At 63.6% G+C, this 15,012-nt stretch carries 9 protein-coding genes and 2 rRNA genes (1 of these 11 cut by a window edge); 10 read left to right on the top strand and 1 reads right to left on the bottom strand.

What is annotated here, in order from left to right; all coding sequences use genetic code 11:
- The 3 genes from PFZ56_RS26080 to mrdA form a co-directional block, all read left to right on the top strand.
- Window positions 1-1,875 (top strand): 23S ribosomal RNA (locus PFZ56_RS26080); it begins 1,017 nt to the left of the window's first position.
- A gap of 146 nt (window positions 1,876-2,021) precedes the next feature.
- Window positions 2,022-2,137: ribosomal RNA gene (rrf, locus tag PFZ56_RS26075) — 5S ribosomal RNA — on the top strand.
- A gap of 260 nt (window positions 2,138-2,397) precedes the next feature.
- Window positions 2,398-4,290 carry a penicillin-binding protein 2 gene (mrdA, locus tag PFZ56_RS26070; protein ID WP_170003181.1) on the top strand — a complete coding sequence of 631 codons (1,893 nt, stop codon included), beginning with the start codon at window positions 2,398-2,400 and terminating at the stop codon, window positions 4,288-4,290.
- A 57-nt stretch (window positions 4,291-4,347) separates the two neighbouring features.
- Here mrdA and PFZ56_RS26065 read toward each other — a convergent pair whose 3' ends face one another.
- Window positions 4,348-5,283 (bottom strand): LysR family transcriptional regulator, encoded by a 936-nt coding sequence (locus PFZ56_RS26065; RefSeq protein WP_170003183.1) that lies wholly within the window; start codon window positions 5,281-5,283, stop codon window positions 4,348-4,350.
- A 177-nt stretch (window positions 5,284-5,460) separates the two neighbouring features.
- Between PFZ56_RS26065 and PFZ56_RS26060 the strand changes: the two genes are divergently transcribed.
- From PFZ56_RS26060 to PFZ56_RS26030, 7 genes are all read left to right on the top strand, one after another.
- Window positions 5,461-6,774 (top strand): MFS transporter, encoded by a 1,314-nt coding sequence (locus PFZ56_RS26060; protein ID WP_170003185.1) that lies wholly within the window; start codon window positions 5,461-5,463, stop codon window positions 6,772-6,774.
- Between the two features lie 19 nt (window positions 6,775-6,793).
- Complete coding sequence (locus tag PFZ56_RS26055) at window positions 6,794-8,023, top strand: Zn-dependent hydrolase (protein WP_170003187.1); 1,230 nt, start codon at window positions 6,794-6,796, stop codon at window positions 8,021-8,023.
- A gap of 10 nt (window positions 8,024-8,033) precedes the next feature.
- Entirely contained in the window at window positions 8,034-9,059 is a 1,026-nt protein-coding gene (locus PFZ56_RS26050; protein ID WP_170003189.1) for a histone deacetylase family protein, read from the top strand.
- Window positions 9,060-9,374: 315 nt separating this feature from the next.
- Complete coding sequence (locus PFZ56_RS26045) at window positions 9,375-11,279, top strand: sigma-54-dependent Fis family transcriptional regulator (RefSeq protein ID WP_102880104.1); 1,905 nt, start codon at window positions 9,375-9,377, stop codon at window positions 11,277-11,279.
- Window positions 11,279-12,997: an ABC transporter ATP-binding protein gene (locus PFZ56_RS26040; protein WP_170003191.1), complete on the top strand. Its 1,719-nt coding sequence runs from the start codon at window positions 11,279-11,281 to the stop codon at window positions 12,995-12,997. The genes PFZ56_RS26045 and PFZ56_RS26040 overlap by 1 nt, the downstream gene beginning before the upstream one ends.
- Complete coding sequence (locus tag PFZ56_RS26035) at window positions 12,987-13,670, top strand: S8 family serine peptidase (RefSeq protein ID WP_170003193.1); 684 nt, start codon at window positions 12,987-12,989, stop codon at window positions 13,668-13,670. Before PFZ56_RS26040 ends, PFZ56_RS26035 begins: the two co-directional genes overlap by 11 nt.
- The gene (locus PFZ56_RS26030; RefSeq protein WP_170003195.1) at window positions 13,655-14,974 is read left to right on the top strand and encodes an NAD(P)/FAD-dependent oxidoreductase; all 1,320 of its coding nucleotides are present in this window, start codon (window positions 13,655-13,657) and stop codon (window positions 14,972-14,974) included. The genes PFZ56_RS26035 and PFZ56_RS26030 overlap by 16 nt, the downstream gene beginning before the upstream one ends.
- Window positions 14,975-15,012: the final 38 nt, after the last annotated feature.

Here is a 15,012-nt window from a genome sequence, read left to right as displayed (position 1 = left end):
AAACGATGTGGGAAGGCTTAGACAGCTAGGAGGTTGGCTTAGAAGCAGCCACCCTTTAAAGAAAGCGTAATAGCTCACTAGTCGAGTCGGCCTGCGCGGAAGATGTAACGGGGCTCAAACCATACACCGAAGCTACGGGTATCACGTAAGTGATGCGGTAGAGGAGCGTTCTGTAAGCCTGTGAAGGTGAGTTGAGAAGCTTGCTGGAGGTATCAGAAGTGCGAATGCTGACATGAGTAACGACAATGGGTGTGAAAAACACCCACGCCGAAAGACCAAGGTTTCCTGCGCAACGTTAATCGACGCAGGGTTAGTCGGTCCCTAAGGCGAGGCTGAAAAGCGTAGTCGATGGAAAACAGGTTAATATTCCTGTACTTCTAGTTATTGCGATGGAGGGACGGAGAAGGCTAGGCCAGCTTGGCGTTGGTTGTCCAAGTTTAAGGTGGTAGGCTGGAATCTTAGGTAAATCCGGGGTTCTAAGGCCGAGAGCTGATGACGAGTTACCTTTTAGGTGACGAAGTGGTTGATGCCATGCTTCCAAGAAAAGCTTCTAAGCTTCAGATAACTAGGAACCGTACCCCAAACCGACACAGGTGGTTGGGTAGAGAATACCAAGGCGCTTGAGAGAACTCGGGTGAAGGAACTAGGCAAAATGGCACCGTAACTTCGGGAGAAGGTGCGCCGGTGAGGGTGAAGGACTTGCTCCGTAAGCTCATGCCGGTCGAAGATACCAGGCCGCTGCGACTGTTTATTAAAAACACAGCACTCTGCAAACACGAAAGTGGACGTATAGGGTGTGACGCCTGCCCGGTGCCGGAAGGTTAATTGATGGGGTTAGCTAACGCGAAGCTCTTGATCGAAGCCCCGGTAAACGGCGGCCGTAACTATAACGGTCCTAAGGTAGCGAAATTCCTTGTCGGGTAAGTTCCGACCTGCACGAATGGCGTAACGATGGCGGCGCTGTCTCCACCCGAGACTCAGTGAAATTGAAATCGCTGTGAAGATGCAGTGTATCCGCGGCTAGACGGAAAGACCCCGTGAACCTTTACTATAGCTTTGCACTGGACTTTGAATTTGCTTGTGTAGGATAGGTGGGAGGCTTTGAAGCGTGAACGCCAGTTTGCGTGGAGCCATCCTTGAAATACCACCCTGGCAACTTTGAGGTTCTAACTCAGGTCCGTTATCCGGATCGAGGACAGTGTATGGTGGGTAGTTTGACTGGGGCGGTCTCCTCCTAAAGAGTAACGGAGGAGTACGAAGGTGCGCTCAGACCGGTCGGAAATCGGTCGTAGAGTATAAAGGCAAAAGCGCGCTTGACTGCGAGACAGACACGTCGAGCAGGTACGAAAGTAGGTCTTAGTGATCCGGTGGTTCTGTATGGAAGGGCCATCGCTCAACGGATAAAAGGTACTCCGGGGATAACAGGCTGATACCGCCCAAGAGTTCATATCGACGGCGGTGTTTGGCACCTCGATGTCGGCTCATCACATCCTGGGGCTGAAGCCGGTCCCAAGGGTATGGCTGTTCGCCATTTAAAGTGGTACGCGAGCTGGGTTTAGAACGTCGTGAGACAGTTCGGTCCCTATCTGCCGTGGACGTTTGAGATTTGAGAGGGGCTGCTCCTAGTACGAGAGGACCGGAGTGGACGAACCTCTGGTGTTCCGGTTGTCACGCCAGTGGCATTGCCGGGTAGCTATGTTCGGAAAAGATAACCGCTGAAAGCATCTAAGCGGGAAACTTGCCTCAAGATGAGATCTCACTGGGATCTTGAATCCCCTAAAGGGCCGTCGAAGACTACGACGTTGATAGGTTGGGTGTGTAAGCGCTGTGAGGCGTTGAGCTAACCAATACTAATTGCCCGTGAGGCTTGACCATATAACACCCAAGCAATTTGCGAACTCGAAAGAGACCAGATTGCGGTGTGTGAAGACGAAACAAACCGAAAGTTTGCACAACACACAAATCTATTACATACCCATTCGCTGGCACGTTGCATCAGCAACGGACTGGCTACCGAATTTCTTGACGACCATAGAGCGTTGGAACCACCTGATCCCATCCCGAACTCAGAAGTGAAACGATGCATCGCCGATGGTAGTGTGGGGTTTCCCCATGTGAGAGTAGGTCATCGTCAAGATTAAATTCCGAAACCCCAATTGCGAAAGCAATTGGGGTTTTGTTTTTGCGCGGAGAAAAAGCCAAGTCCTACAGCGACCAGAAAGGACATTGCCCACGCATAGCCCCACAACCGCAGGTAGGGCCAGCACCATTGATCACTCGTGATGGAAATCCCCTCAAAAACAGTGAGTGGTTTTTGCTATGGTGCAGCTCTTTTTAAGGACTTGAGTTCACCCGCACGGATCAGCGTCGACCTCTATTCAACGAGAAGTTGTAGCAATGCCCGAAGCGATTCCGATCAAGGACCACGAAAAAGAGAACCGCCTGGTCAACAAGCGCCTGCTCGCCTGCGCTATGTTGGTGGTGGCCATTACCTGCGCCTTGGTAGGGCGTATGTACTTCCTCCAAGTGGTGGAGTTCGACTATCACTCCACCGTCTCGGAAAACAACCGTGTCCACGTGCTGCCGATCACCCCGACCCGCGGGCTGATCTATGACCGCAATGGCGTGGTCCTGGCGGACAACCGCCCCAGCTTCAACCTGACCATCACCCGCGAACGCACCACCGATCTCAAAGGCGAGTTGGACACGGTGATCGACCTGCTGCACCTGCCGCCAGAGGATCGAACCCTGTTCGACAAGGAAATGAAGCAGGCCCGCCACCCCTTCGTCCCCGTGACCCTGTTCTACGAGCTCACCGAAGAGCAAATCGCCGTCCTTGCGGTCAACGAGTACCGCCTGCCAGGACTGGATGTGCAAGCCCAGTTCGTCCGCCATTACCCCATGGGCGCCCACTTTGCCCACTCCATTGGCTACGTTGGGCGGATCAACGAGAAAGAAACCAAGACCCTGGACTCGGTGGAATACCGTGGCACTCAGTCCATTGGCAAGACGGGCGTCGAGAAGTTCTATGAGTCCGAGTTGCACGGTCACGTCGGCTATGAAGAGGTGGAGACCAACGCCCAGGGGCGGGTCATGCGCGTGCTCAAACACACAGATCCTATCCCCGGGAAGAACATCGTCCTGAGCCTGGATATCAAGCTCCAGGAAGCTGCCGAAGAGGCGCTGGGGGACCGTCGCGGCTCAGTAGTGGCCCTCGACCCTGCCACGGGCGAAGTATTGGCCATGGTCAGCAAGCCAAGCTTTGACCCCAACCTGTTCGTCACCGGCATCAGCTTCAAGCAATACGCCGCGCTGCACGACTCCATCGATCGCCCGCTGTTCAACCGGGTGCTGCGCGGCCTCTACGCACCGGGCTCTACCATCAAGCCGGAGGTGGCGATTGCCGGCCTCGACACCGGCGTGGTGACCGCCTCGACCCGAGTCTTCGATCCCGGTTACTACCAGTTGCCGGACTTCGATCACAAATACCGCAACTGGAACCACAGCGGCGATGGTTGGGTGGATATGGACGCAGCGATCATGCGCTCCAACGACACCTACTTCTACGATCTGGCCCACAAGCTCGGTATCGACCGTCTGCACGACTACATGGCGATGTTCGGCCTGGGTCAGAAAGTTTCCCTGGATATGTTCGAGGAATCCCCAGGATTGATGCCATCCCAAGCCTGGAAGCGCGCCACCCGCCGTCAGCCCTGGTTCCCGGGGGAAACCGTGATCCTCGGCATTGGTCAGGGCTACATGCAGGTCACGCCGCTGCAACTGGCCCAGGCCACAGCGCTGATCGCCAACAAGGGCGTGTGGAACCGTCCGCACCTGGCCAAGACCATCGATGGCGTGGCTCCAGTGGATGAGCATCCGATGCCCAACATCCTGCTGAAGAACCCCCACGACTGGGATCAGGTCAACCACGGTATGCAGATGGTGATGCACGACCCGCGGGGCATCGCCCGCGCTGCCGCCGCCGGTGCGCAGTACCGCATCGCCGGCAAGAGTGGTACCGCCCAGGTGGTGGCGATCAAGCAGGGCGAACGCTATGACCGCCTCAAGACCCGCGAGCGCAACCGCGACAACGCCTTGTTCGTCGGCTTCGCCCCCGCCGAGCACCCACAGATCGTGATCGCGGTCATGATCGAGAACGGTGAGGCTGGCGGCCGGGTCGCAGGGCCCGTGGTGCGACAGATCATGGACGCCTGGCTGCTGGACCAGAACGGCCACCTCAAGCCGCAATACGCTACACCCGCCAAGGCCCCTGGCGATCCCCACGTCTGAGTCGTTGCAACACCGGGCTGCCCGGCATCTTGTGAGTCCGCCCGAGCGTCCCTTGCGTCACTGAGCGGTGAGGCGTTCCTGCAGCAGCTCCAGGAACAGCACCTCGGCACGGCTCATGCGTTGTTCACGGTTCCACAGCAGATGGATGTCAACATCGGCGATGCCGTCGTGGGGCGGCAGGCGCCACAGCAGCCTGGCGTCGACATCGGCCGCCACCACGTGCTCTGGCAGGCAGCCGATGCCAAACCCGGCAATCACCAGGCGCCGTACTTCCTCCAGGCTTGGCGAGGAGGCGACGATGCGCCCGCTGAAGCCTTGCTGGTCACGGAAGATGGTCAGTGGCGAGAGCATGCCGCCGATCTGGTCGCTGGTGAAACTGACGAAATTCTCCCGCTGCAGATCGCCCTCGGCCACGTCCTGACGCCCGAACAGCGGGTGATGCTTGCCGCAAAAAAATGCGTAGCGCTGCCGCAGGAACAGCCGTTGCTCCAAGCGTGGCTGTGGCCGCCGATTAAGGCTCAGGCCCAGAGTCGCGGTCTTCTCCTGCAGGGCACTGACGATATCCGAACTGCGCATCACCTCGACCTCCAGGTCGACGCGCGGATGCTGGCGATGGAAGTCGGCCAGAAAGTCATCGAAACGCTCATTGAAGATCCGGCTGATGATCAACAGCCGCACCTTGCCGATCACCTCGTCGGCGGGCTGCTCCAGCACGCTGCTGACCTGGGACATCTGGCCGTAGATTTCCCCGGCCAGGGCAAAGATCTGTTCGCCCACTTCGGTCAGGGCAAAACGCGGCCCGCGTCGGGCGATCAACTGCCGTCCCAGCTGTTCTTCCAGGCGCTTGAGGGCTTGGCTCACTGCCGGTTGGGTCAGGTGCAGGCGCGCCGCTGCGCGACTGATGCTCAGTTCCTGGCCGATCACCCGGAAGGTGCGCAGCAGGTTCCAGTCGAGGCGGTCATTGAGCAGGCGTCGGGCATCGCGGTCGGACATGGCAGGGCTCTGGATCGGGATCTAGGCGAATAATAAGCCAGGATAATAATCGAGATAACCAATAGAAAATTGACTAATTATCTGGCGAAACGGATAAATCCCTCCCAGACAGGCGCCCACAGAAGCCCCTGCGCTTGACCCTTTCTCCTGCCACAAAAATAACCAAAGGAGCCAACCATGAAGCCTTCCGCTTCGCCGCAGCCACGCCGGGCCGCGGCCGCCGCCTTTATCGGCACCATGATCGAGTGGTACGACTTCTACATCTACGCCACCGCTGCGGCGCTGGTGTTCGGTGCCTTGTTCTTCCCCTCCGACGACAAACTGTTCAGCACCATGGCCGCGTTCGGGACCTTCGCTGTGGGCTTCTTCGCCCGGCCCCTGGGGGGCATCATCTTCGGCCATATCGGCGACCGTATCGGCCGCAAGAAATCCCTGGTCATCACCTTGCTGATGATGGGCGTGGTCACCGTGGGCATCGGCCTGTTGCCGACTTATGCACAGATCGGCGCCCTGGCCCCGGTGCTGCTGGTTCTGCTGCGCATCGTTCAGGGCATTGCCGTGGGAGGCGAGTGGGGCGGAGCGGTGCTGATGGCCGGCGAACATGCGCCCAAGGGCCGGCGCAACTTCTTCGCCTCCTTCGCCCAATTGGGCAGCCCGGCGGGTTTGATTCTCTCGCTACTGGCCTTCAGCGCCGTGACCCGCCTGCCCGAGGACGCGTTGATGAGCTGGGGCTGGCGCCTGCCGTTCCTCGCCAGCGCGTTGCTGCTGCTGGTAGGCCTGGCGATTCGCCTGGGAGTCAACGAGTCGCCGGAGTTTCTCGCCAGCCGCGAGCAGGCGGCCAAATCGCTGCGCAAGGAACAGGCACCGGTGATGCAAGTGCTGCGCACGGCCTGGCGCCCGCTGCTGCTGTGCATCGGCGCCAATACCCTGGGAATCGCCGGGGTGTATTTCACCAACACCTTCATGATTGCCTACACCACCCAGCAACTGGAGATTCCCCGTTCGCTGATTCTCGAATGCCTGTTCGTGGTGGCGATCATCCAGTTCTGCATCCAGCCCCTGGCGGCCTGGAGCGCCGAGAAAATCGGCGCCACGCGCTTTCTATGCCTGGTGTCAGTACTGGCCATGGCCTCGCCCTATCCGATGTTCGTCCTGGTGAGCTCCGGCCAGGCGCCGCTGATGATCCTCGGCATCGCCCTGGCAGTGGTGTGCATGGCCTCCTTCTACGCGGTGATCGCCGGTTACGTCAGCGGCATGTTCGAGACGCGGGTGCGCTACACCGCCATTTCCCTGGCCTATCAAGTCTGCGGTGCCCTGGCCGGTGGCCTGACCCCGCTGATCGGCACCTGGCTGGCCCACAGGTTCATCGGCCAATGGTGGCCGATGGCGCTGTTCTACAGCCTGATCGCTGCGGTATCGCTGATCTGCGTGCTGGCCCTGTCGCGCCGTCACGCCCACGCCCATCGCCTGGAAATGGCGTCCCACGCTTGATTGTCCGGAGACACGATCGATGTTGAAAATCAATGGCCAACGCCTCTGGGCGAGCCTGATGGCCATGGCCGAAATCGGCGCCACCGCTCGCGGCGGCAGCTGCCGCCTGGCCCTGAGCGCTGAAGACCAGGCCGGGCGCGAACTCTTCGCCCACTGGTGCACCCAAGCCGGCATGACCCTGAGCGTCGACCCCATCGGCAACCTGTTTGCCCGGCGGCCCGGCTGTGACCCGCACGCAGCCCCAGTGATGATGGGCAGCCACCTCGACACCCAGCCCGAGGGCGGGCGTTTCGACGGTGTCTACGGCGTGCTGGCCGGCTTGGAAGTGCTGCGCACGCTCAATGATCTCGGAGTCCAGACTCGCAAGCCTCTGGAGCTGGTGGTGTGGACCAACGAGGAAGGTGCGCGCTTCACCCCGGCGATGTTCGGCTCGGCGGTGTTCACCGGGGTCATGGCCCTGGACGCCGCCCTGGCGGTGCGCGACGCCGATGGCATCAGCGTCGCCGAGGCCCTGCAACGCACCGGTTACGCCGGCAATCGGCCTTTGGGCGGGGCAGTGGATGCCTATTTCGAAGCCCATATCGAACAGGGCCCGATCCTTGAAGACAACGCCAAGAGCATCGGCGTGGTCAGTGGCGGTCAGGCGATCCGCTGGCTCGACGTTCAGGTTGAAGGCATGGCCGCCCACGCTGGCACTACGCCGATGCCACTGCGCAAGGATGCCCTGTATGGCGCCGCGCAGATGATCCTCGCCGTGGAGCAGGTGGCAGCGGATTTTGCCCCGCAAGGCCTGACCACTGTCGGTGAGCTGAGCGTTGCCAAGTCATCGCGCAATACCATTCCCGGGCGGCTGACCTTCACCGTCGACCTGCGCCACCACCATGATCAACAGATCGCCGCCATGGAGCAGCAGGTTGAGGAACGCCTGGAGCGCATTGCCCGGGAGCGCGGGCTCAAGGTCCGCATCGACCGCCATTGGCTGAGCCCGGCCACGCCCTTTGATGCCGAGTGCGTGGCAGCGGTGCAGCAGGCGGTGGATGGGCTTGGCTATCCTCAGCAGTCCATCGTCAGCGGCGCGGGCCACGATGCCATCCTGCTGGCGCGTTATTGCCCCACCGCCATGGTGTTCATTCCCTGTGTCGGAGGCTTGAGTCATAACGAAGCCGAAGATGTGTTGCCCGAGGACGTGTGCCAGGGCGCCGATGTATTGCTTAACGCCGTGCTGGCCCGTGCCGGCCGGGTGGCCTGAGGAGACTTTGATGCGCAGTTTTTTCCACCCTGAACAATTGCTTCACCATCCCCGCAGCTACTATTCCCGCGGCCAGATGCGCACCCCCCAGGAAGTCCCCGAGCGTGCCCAACGCCTGGTGCAGGCCGCGCACTCCCTGGGCTTCGAGGTCAGGCAACCCGAGGACGCCGGCCTGCAACCGCTGCAGGCAGTGCACGGCGCGCCGTACCTGGCATTCCTTGAAGAGGCCCATCGACGCTGGAAAGACATCCCCGAGGACTGGGGTGATGAAGTCATGTCCAACATCTTCGTTCGCGAGCCCAATGCCCTGCGCGGCATCCTTGCCCAGGCAGCACGTTACCTGGCGGACGGCAGTTGCCCGGTGGGCGAGCAGACCTGGCGCTCGGCCTACTGGTCGGCCCAGAGCGCCATTGCCGGGGCCCGTGCCCTGCTGGATGGCGAGCCGGCGGCCTATGCCTTGTGCCGCCCGCCCGGCCACCATGCCCGGGCCGAAGCCGCCGGTGGTTTCTGCTACCTGAACAACGCGGCGATTGCCGCCCAGGTACTGCGGGAGAGGTTCGCCCGGGTGGCCGTGCTCGATACCGACATGCACCACGGCCAGGGCATTCAGGAAATCTTCTACGAACGTGCCGACGTCCTGTATGTCTCGGTGCATGGCGACCCGACCAACTTCTACCCGGGGGTGGCCGGCTTCACCGAGGAGCGTGGCAGTGGCGCGGGGGAGGGCTATAACCTCAACCTGCCGATGGCGCATGGCGCCAGCGAAGCGGATTTCCTCGCCCGCCTGGAACAGGCCCTGGCTGCGGTGAAGGCATTCGGCGCCGAGGTGCTGGTGCTGTCCCTGGGCTTCGACATCTACGAGCTCGATCCGCAAAGCAAGGTCGCGGTGACCCGAGACGGCTTCGCCATCCTTGGCCAGCGCATCCGCAGCCTTGGCCTGCCGTGCCTGATTGTCCAGGAAGGGGGTTACCACCTGGACAGCCTGGAAGACAACGCCCGCGCCTTCTTTGCCGACAGCGCCGCCTGGGCCCTTTAGGACCAGCCGGGCGGTGTTCCGCTCAATGCCCTTTTCGCTGGCAAGCCAGCTCCTGCAGCAGGGGCTGGGAGGAGGCGTGGGGTACTTGCCATTTGCTTTACGTTAACGTCAAGATGCTCGGGCGCCCGTTCCACTGGCGCAGGTTTTGCTTGATCTCGAATGACAGGGTAAGCAATGCAGGGCTGCCCGATGATCCGGGCCAAGCCCCTTTACTGCCCTCTGAACCCGGTGTAGACATTGACCACGGCTTGCGTGCTTCGCGCAATCCAAGGGAGTGGAGCGGGAAGCAGCGGGCGGACCGATTCGGAGCGCTTGATGACTCTTATAAAAACAACAAAGGGTGAGCAGCAACACGAAGCCCGGCTGGCCCGGGAGCGGCTGCACCTGGAAGGCGAGATCCCCGACGGGGTCCTGCGTGCGGAAATCGATGCCTCATGGCGACGCAGCCTCAGCCATGGCGTGCACTTTGGCAGTCAGCATCAACTGACCCTGGAATCCAGCGCCAGCCTCGAGGTGCTGCTGGCCAGCAACCGCCTGTTGCTGGACGCGGCAACCCCGGCCATCGACTACCTGACCCAGCATCAGGGCCAGGATGGCCTGATCATCCTCGCTAACGCCGACGCCACCATCCTGGCCATCGAAGGCCGGGCCGACCGGCTCAAGGACAGCGGCGTGCAGGACATCACCCTCGGCGCCTGCTGGAGCGAGGCCACCCGTGGCACCAACGCCCTGGGCACGGCCCTGGTGGAAGCCCGGCCGACCCTCATCGATTGCGGCGAACACTACCTGGATCGCCTCAGCCATTTCTCCTGCACATCGGTGCCCATCCAATGCCCCCAGGGCGAGATCCTCGGCGTTCTTGACCTGACCCGCGAAGGCCCCCTGGGCCGCGTTCAGGACAGCACCGCGCTGTTGTCCATGGCGGTCAGCCAGATCGAGGCGCGAGTGTTCCACGCGTCCTACCCGGAGCAGATCGTCCTGGCCTTCCACAGTCGTCGGCAATACCTCGAATCGCCCTGGCAAGGCCTGCTGGCCCTGAGCCTGGGCGGGCAGATTCTTGCGGTCAGCGGCCAGGCCTGCCAGTTGCTCAACACCCCGCGCGCGGCCCTGGTGGGGCGGCGTTGCGAAGAGTTCCTCGGGCTCGACGGCCTGCAACTGCTGGCCCGCCTGCAGCAAGGCGCCGTGGGCAGCCTGCAGACCGCCAAGGGCGAGCTGTTCTACAAGGCCCTGCGGGCGCCGCAGCCATCGCTGAACCTGCACCGCGCGCCCCGCAGCACACCGAAAGCCACGCCCATGCCCCAGGACCTGGAAGCCCTGGCCGGGGGCAACAGCCGCTACGCCCGCACCCTGCGCATGGCCCGCCAGGGCCTGGCCAACGGCTTGCCAGTGCTGTTGCTGGGAGAGACCGGCACCGGTAAGGAAGTCCTGGCCCGGGCCCTGCATCGTGCGGGTAGCCGCGCCGAGAAACCCTTTGTCGCGGTCAACTGCGCGGCGATTCCCGAAGGCCTGATCGAGTCGGAGCTGTTCGGTTACCGCGAAGGCGCCTTCACCGGCTCGCGCCGCGGCGGCATGATCGGACGCCTGCAACAGGCCCACGGTGGCACCTTGTTCCTTGATGAGATCGGCGACATGCCCCTGGCCCTGCAAGCCCGCCTGCTGCGAGTGCTGCAAGACCGCAAGGTCGCGCCCCTGGGAGCTGGTGAGGAGCAGGACATCGACATTGCCCTGATCTGTGCCACCCACCGCGACCTCAAGCAGCAGGTGCAGGACCAGGCCTTTCGCGAAGACCTGTTCTACCGGGTCAACGGCATCAGCGTGCTGCTGCCGGCCCTGCGTGAACGCGAAGACCTGCAGCCGCTGGTGGACAGCCTGCTGGCCAGGCTCGGCGGCGCCGACGTGAGCCTCAGCGACGAACTGCGCCGGCTGCTGACGGACTACCACTGGCCGGGCAATATCCGCCAGCTGGAGATGGTCCTGCGCACCGCCCTGGCCCTGCGCGAAGAAGGCGAGTGCCACATCGGCCTGGAACATCTGCCCGACAGCATGCTCGACGATCTGCAGGCCAGCGAGCGGCCGCAGACCGGGAGCATCCGCGAGAACGAGCTGGAGCTGATCCGCAGTGCCCTGGACAACCATCAGGGCAATGTCTCGGCGGCTGCGGACGCCCTGGGCATCAGCCGCGCGACCCTGTACCGCAAGCTCAAGCAGTTGCGCGCCTGATGCGGCGCCTGATCACCCGGCTGGTGGACAGCCGCGACCCCCAGGCCCTGAGTGCCGCCCTGGGCTGGCTCTACAGTTTCGTGCGGCCCCATCGGCTGGCCATCGGCGGCCTGCTGGGGCTGTCGGTGTGCGCCTCGTTGCTGGTGCTGGTGCAACCCTGGCTGACCAAGCTGCTGATCGACGACGGCCTGCTGGCCCGGGACTTCTCCAAACTGGTGCTGATCGCCGGCTTGATGATCCTTGCCGGTCTGCTGGGCACGCTGCTGTCCGGGGTCAATCGCTACCTGCATACGCGCCTGTCCGGACGCATCCTGTTCGCCCTGCGCGACGACCTCTACCGCCATCTGCAACGGCTGTCGCCGAGCTTCTACGGGCAGCGGCGAATCGGCGACCTGATGTCGCGCCTGGACGGCGATGTGGCGGAGATCCAGCGCTTTGCCGTCGACTCATTGTTTTCCGCAGTGTCCAGCGTGATCGGTCTTGTCGTCGCCCTGGCCATGCTCCTGACCCTGTCCTGGCAACTCTCGCTGCTGGCCCTGGTGTTGATTCCCCTGGACGTGCTCTGGCTGCGCTGGATGCGGCGCAAGGTGGAGCGCGATGTGCGTCAGCTGCGCGAGCGTTCCGCGGACATGTCCTCGTTCATGGTGGAAACCCTGCCAGTGATGAAATTCATCCAGAGCGCCGGCCAGCAGCAACGAGAGGCTCAGCGCCTGGACCGCCTCGGCCAGGGCTACATGAACCAGTTGCTCAAGCTGCAGGTCACCGAGTTCTTCACCCAGGCGGTGCCCGGCACCCTGACCTCATTGTCCCGGGCCTGCGCCTTCCTGATTGGCGGTTACTGGGTGGTGCAGGGCACCTGGCAACTGGGGGCGCTGATTGCCTTCTCCACCTACCTGGGCATGGCGGTGGGACCGGTACAGAGCCTGCTTGGGCTGTACGTGGCGATCCAGCGCATGACCGTGAGCCTGGGCCGGGTCATGGAGCTGCGCGGCGAGGAGCCGGGCATCAGCGCCCCCACGGCGCCGTTGCCGGTGCCGGACAATGGCGAGCTGCACTTCAAGGATGTGCACTTCAGTCATCCGGGGCGCGGCTCGACCCTCAAGGGCATCGAAGCGCGGATTCCCTATGGCCTCAAGGTGGCCCTGAGCGGCACTTCGGGGGCCGGTAAAAGCACCTTGATCGACCTCTTGCAGCGTCACCACGACCCCCAGGCCGGGCAGGTGCTGCTGGGGGGCATCGACCTGCGTCAACTGGACCTGGCGCAATTGCGCCGCCAGGTGGCGGTGGTCAGCCAGGACATCGTGCTGTTTCGCGGCAGCCTGGCGGACAACCTGGCCTACAGCGTGCCCGCTGCCAGCCGCGAGGCCGTGGCCGAAGTGGCGCGGCTGGCGCAATTGCAGGGGCTGATCGAGTCCCTGCCCGAGGGCCTGGACAGCCCCCTAGGCGAGCGTGGCCAGCAGCTGTCCGGCGGGCAGAAACAACGCATCGCCATCGCCCGTGCATTGCTCCAGGACCCGATGATCCTGGTACTGGACGAAGCCACTTCGGCGGTGGACGAAGCCACCGAGCGGGAGGTGATCGAAGCCATCGACCGCCTGTTCGCCGGGCGCACGCGCATCCTGATCAGCCACCGGCCTTCGACCCTGGCCGACGCTGACCTGCGCTTCGAGTTGCTGGACGGGGTATTGCACAGCGTGGCGGTGGCCCATGAAGCCTGAGCTGCGCATTGGCGTGATCGACAGCGGCCATGCCCCCCATCAACGGGTGGCGGCCGGCCGGCGTTTCTTTCTGCTGGCGCAAGGCATGGGCGAGGGCGAGTTGCAGCAGGACGTCCTCGGCCATGGCAGCGCGATCATCGAGGCCATCGAGCAGCGCGCGCCCGATGCCCAGCTGTATCTGGCCCAGGTGTTCGATCAGCGCGGGGTGACCAGCGCCGCGCAAGTCAGTGCCGCCCTGTATTGGCTGCTGGAACAGGATGTACGCCTGATCAACCTCAGCCTCGGGCTGCGCCAGGATCGCGATTCACTGCGCGCCGCCTGTGCCGAGGCGGTGGCACGCGGCGTACTGCTCTGTGCGTCCAGCCCGGCCCAGGGCGAGCCGGTATTCCCGGCCCGCTATCCCGGCGTGTTGCGGGTTACCGGCGATGCGCGTTGCGGTGCGCAGCAGTGGTCCTGGCTGAACACGGCCCAGGCCGATTTCGCCGCCTGCGTGCGCGCCGGCCGCCCGGGGCCGTCCGGCGCCAGCCTGGGCTGTGCTGCCTTGAGCGGGCATATCGCCGCCTACCTCAATACCCAGCCCGGCGCGAGCAATCTGCAGGTGCGCCAGTGGCTGCAGGAGCAGGCCGCCTACCAGGGGCCCGAGCGCCGGAGCGTGCCATGCAATCGATCCTGATCCTGGGGGCGGGGCCGGCCGGCGCGGCCGTGGCCCTGGGGCTGCGGCGCCTCGGTTACCCGGTGACCCTGATCAGCGACTGGCGGCGTTTTCCGGCGCTGGAAGGGGTCTCGCTGCGGGTGCTGGAGGCCTTGCGCGGCGCCGGTCTGGAGTCGGCACTGGCCCAGGCCCTGCATCCTTCCCAGCGGCAAGTGGCGTGGAACGGCGCGCAGCATGCGCAGAACATCGAATACCTGCTGGATCGCCCGACCTTCGACCGTGGCCTGCGCGATGCCCTGCATCAGGCCGGGGTGACGCTGATCCACGGCCGTGTACTTAGGGTGCAGTCCACGGCGCTCGGGCACCGGGTGCAGGTGCAGGGGCACGAGGAGCTGCTCGGCGAGTTCCTGGTCGAAGCCCGCGGGCGTCAGGCGCCTGCATTGGACAAGGCACTGCAGCAGGGCGTCGGGAATGGCCGGCGTGGCCCGGAAACCCTCAGCCTGCTCAACCGCTGGCAAGGGCCGTCCGGCACTGCCGCCAGTGCCGTGCACAGCCTTGAGGACGGCTGGGCCTGGATGGCCCGGCGCAGCGACGGCCAGTGCTACTGGCAACTGACCCTGGATGTGGCCAGCGCCGCACTGCCGGGCAAGGCGCAGTTGCTGGAGTACTGCCGCCAGAGCCGTCAGGCGTCAGCCCTGGCCGCGGATTTTTTTGCCGGCGCTGCCGAACAGGATCTGCAGCTGCACGCCCGTAGCAGCACGGCGATTCTCTGCCCCCAGGTGTGCGGCGCTAACTGGCTGCGGGTCGGGGATGCGGCCATGGCGGTGGACCCGCTGTCAGGCAATGGCATCTTCCAGTCCCTGTCCTCGGCGCTGCAGGCGCCGGCGGTGATCAATACCCTGTTGCAGCGGCCGGAGCGCAGAGCCCTGGCCGGGCGCTTTCATCAGCAACGGGTGGAGCAGCTGTTCCTGCGGTTTGCCCGCATCGGCCGGGATTTCTACGCCGACGAGCAGCGCTGGCCCGAGCAACCGTTCTGGCAGGCCCGCCGGCACTGGCCAGACCAGCAGCCGGCGCACGCGGCCGTGGACTTTGCAGCCTTGCGTATCGAGCACGCCCCGGTACTGCGCGATGGCCTGGTGGATGAGGCCGAAGTGGTGATCACCCCGGACCAGCCCCTGGGCATCTGGCATGTGCAGGGCGTGGAGCTGGCGCCGTTGTTGCGCCGCTTGCAGCACCAGCCCCCGAGCCAGGCCCTGGCGGACCTGAGCCCGGAACAGGGGCGGGTGGTGCGGGGCTGGTTGCTGGCCCAGGGCTACCGACCCTGAACCCGCCGTGCACAAGCGAGCGGGCTCAGGTTCACTGC

Origin of the sequence: Pseudomonas danubii (assembly GCF_042980055.1) — a bacterium.
GTDB classification, from domain to species: domain Bacteria; phylum Pseudomonadota; class Gammaproteobacteria; order Pseudomonadales; family Pseudomonadaceae; genus Aquipseudomonas; species Aquipseudomonas danubii.
Note: the sequence above shows the minus strand (reverse complement) of the source record. Positions and strands in the feature narration are given on the sequence as shown.

What these genes read in the sequence shown, in the direction of transcription:
- PFZ56_RS26030 (WP_170003195.1), top strand. Translation starts at nt 13,655, where the DNA reads ATGCAATCGATCCTGATCCTGGGGGCGGGGCCGGCCGGCGCGGCCGTG.
- PFZ56_RS26065 (WP_170003183.1), bottom strand. Translation starts at nt 5,283, where the DNA reads ATGTCCGACCGCGATGCCCGACGCCTGCTCAATGACCGCCTCGACTGG.
- PFZ56_RS26055 (WP_170003187.1), top strand. Translation starts at nt 6,794, where the DNA reads ATGTTGAAAATCAATGGCCAACGCCTCTGGGCGAGCCTGATGGCCATG.
- mrdA (WP_170003181.1), top strand. Translation starts at nt 2,398, where the DNA reads ATGCCCGAAGCGATTCCGATCAAGGACCACGAAAAAGAGAACCGCCTG.
- PFZ56_RS26050 (WP_170003189.1), top strand. Translation starts at nt 8,034, where the DNA reads ATGCGCAGTTTTTTCCACCCTGAACAATTGCTTCACCATCCCCGCAGC.
- PFZ56_RS26060 (WP_170003185.1), top strand. Translation starts at nt 5,461, where the DNA reads ATGAAGCCTTCCGCTTCGCCGCAGCCACGCCGGGCCGCGGCCGCCGCC.
- PFZ56_RS26035 (WP_170003193.1), top strand. Translation starts at nt 12,987, where the DNA reads ATGAAGCCTGAGCTGCGCATTGGCGTGATCGACAGCGGCCATGCCCCC.
- PFZ56_RS26040 (WP_170003191.1), top strand. Translation starts at nt 11,279, where the DNA reads ATGCGGCGCCTGATCACCCGGCTGGTGGACAGCCGCGACCCCCAGGCC.
- PFZ56_RS26045 (WP_102880104.1), top strand. Translation starts at nt 9,375, where the DNA reads ATGACTCTTATAAAAACAACAAAGGGTGAGCAGCAACACGAAGCCCGG.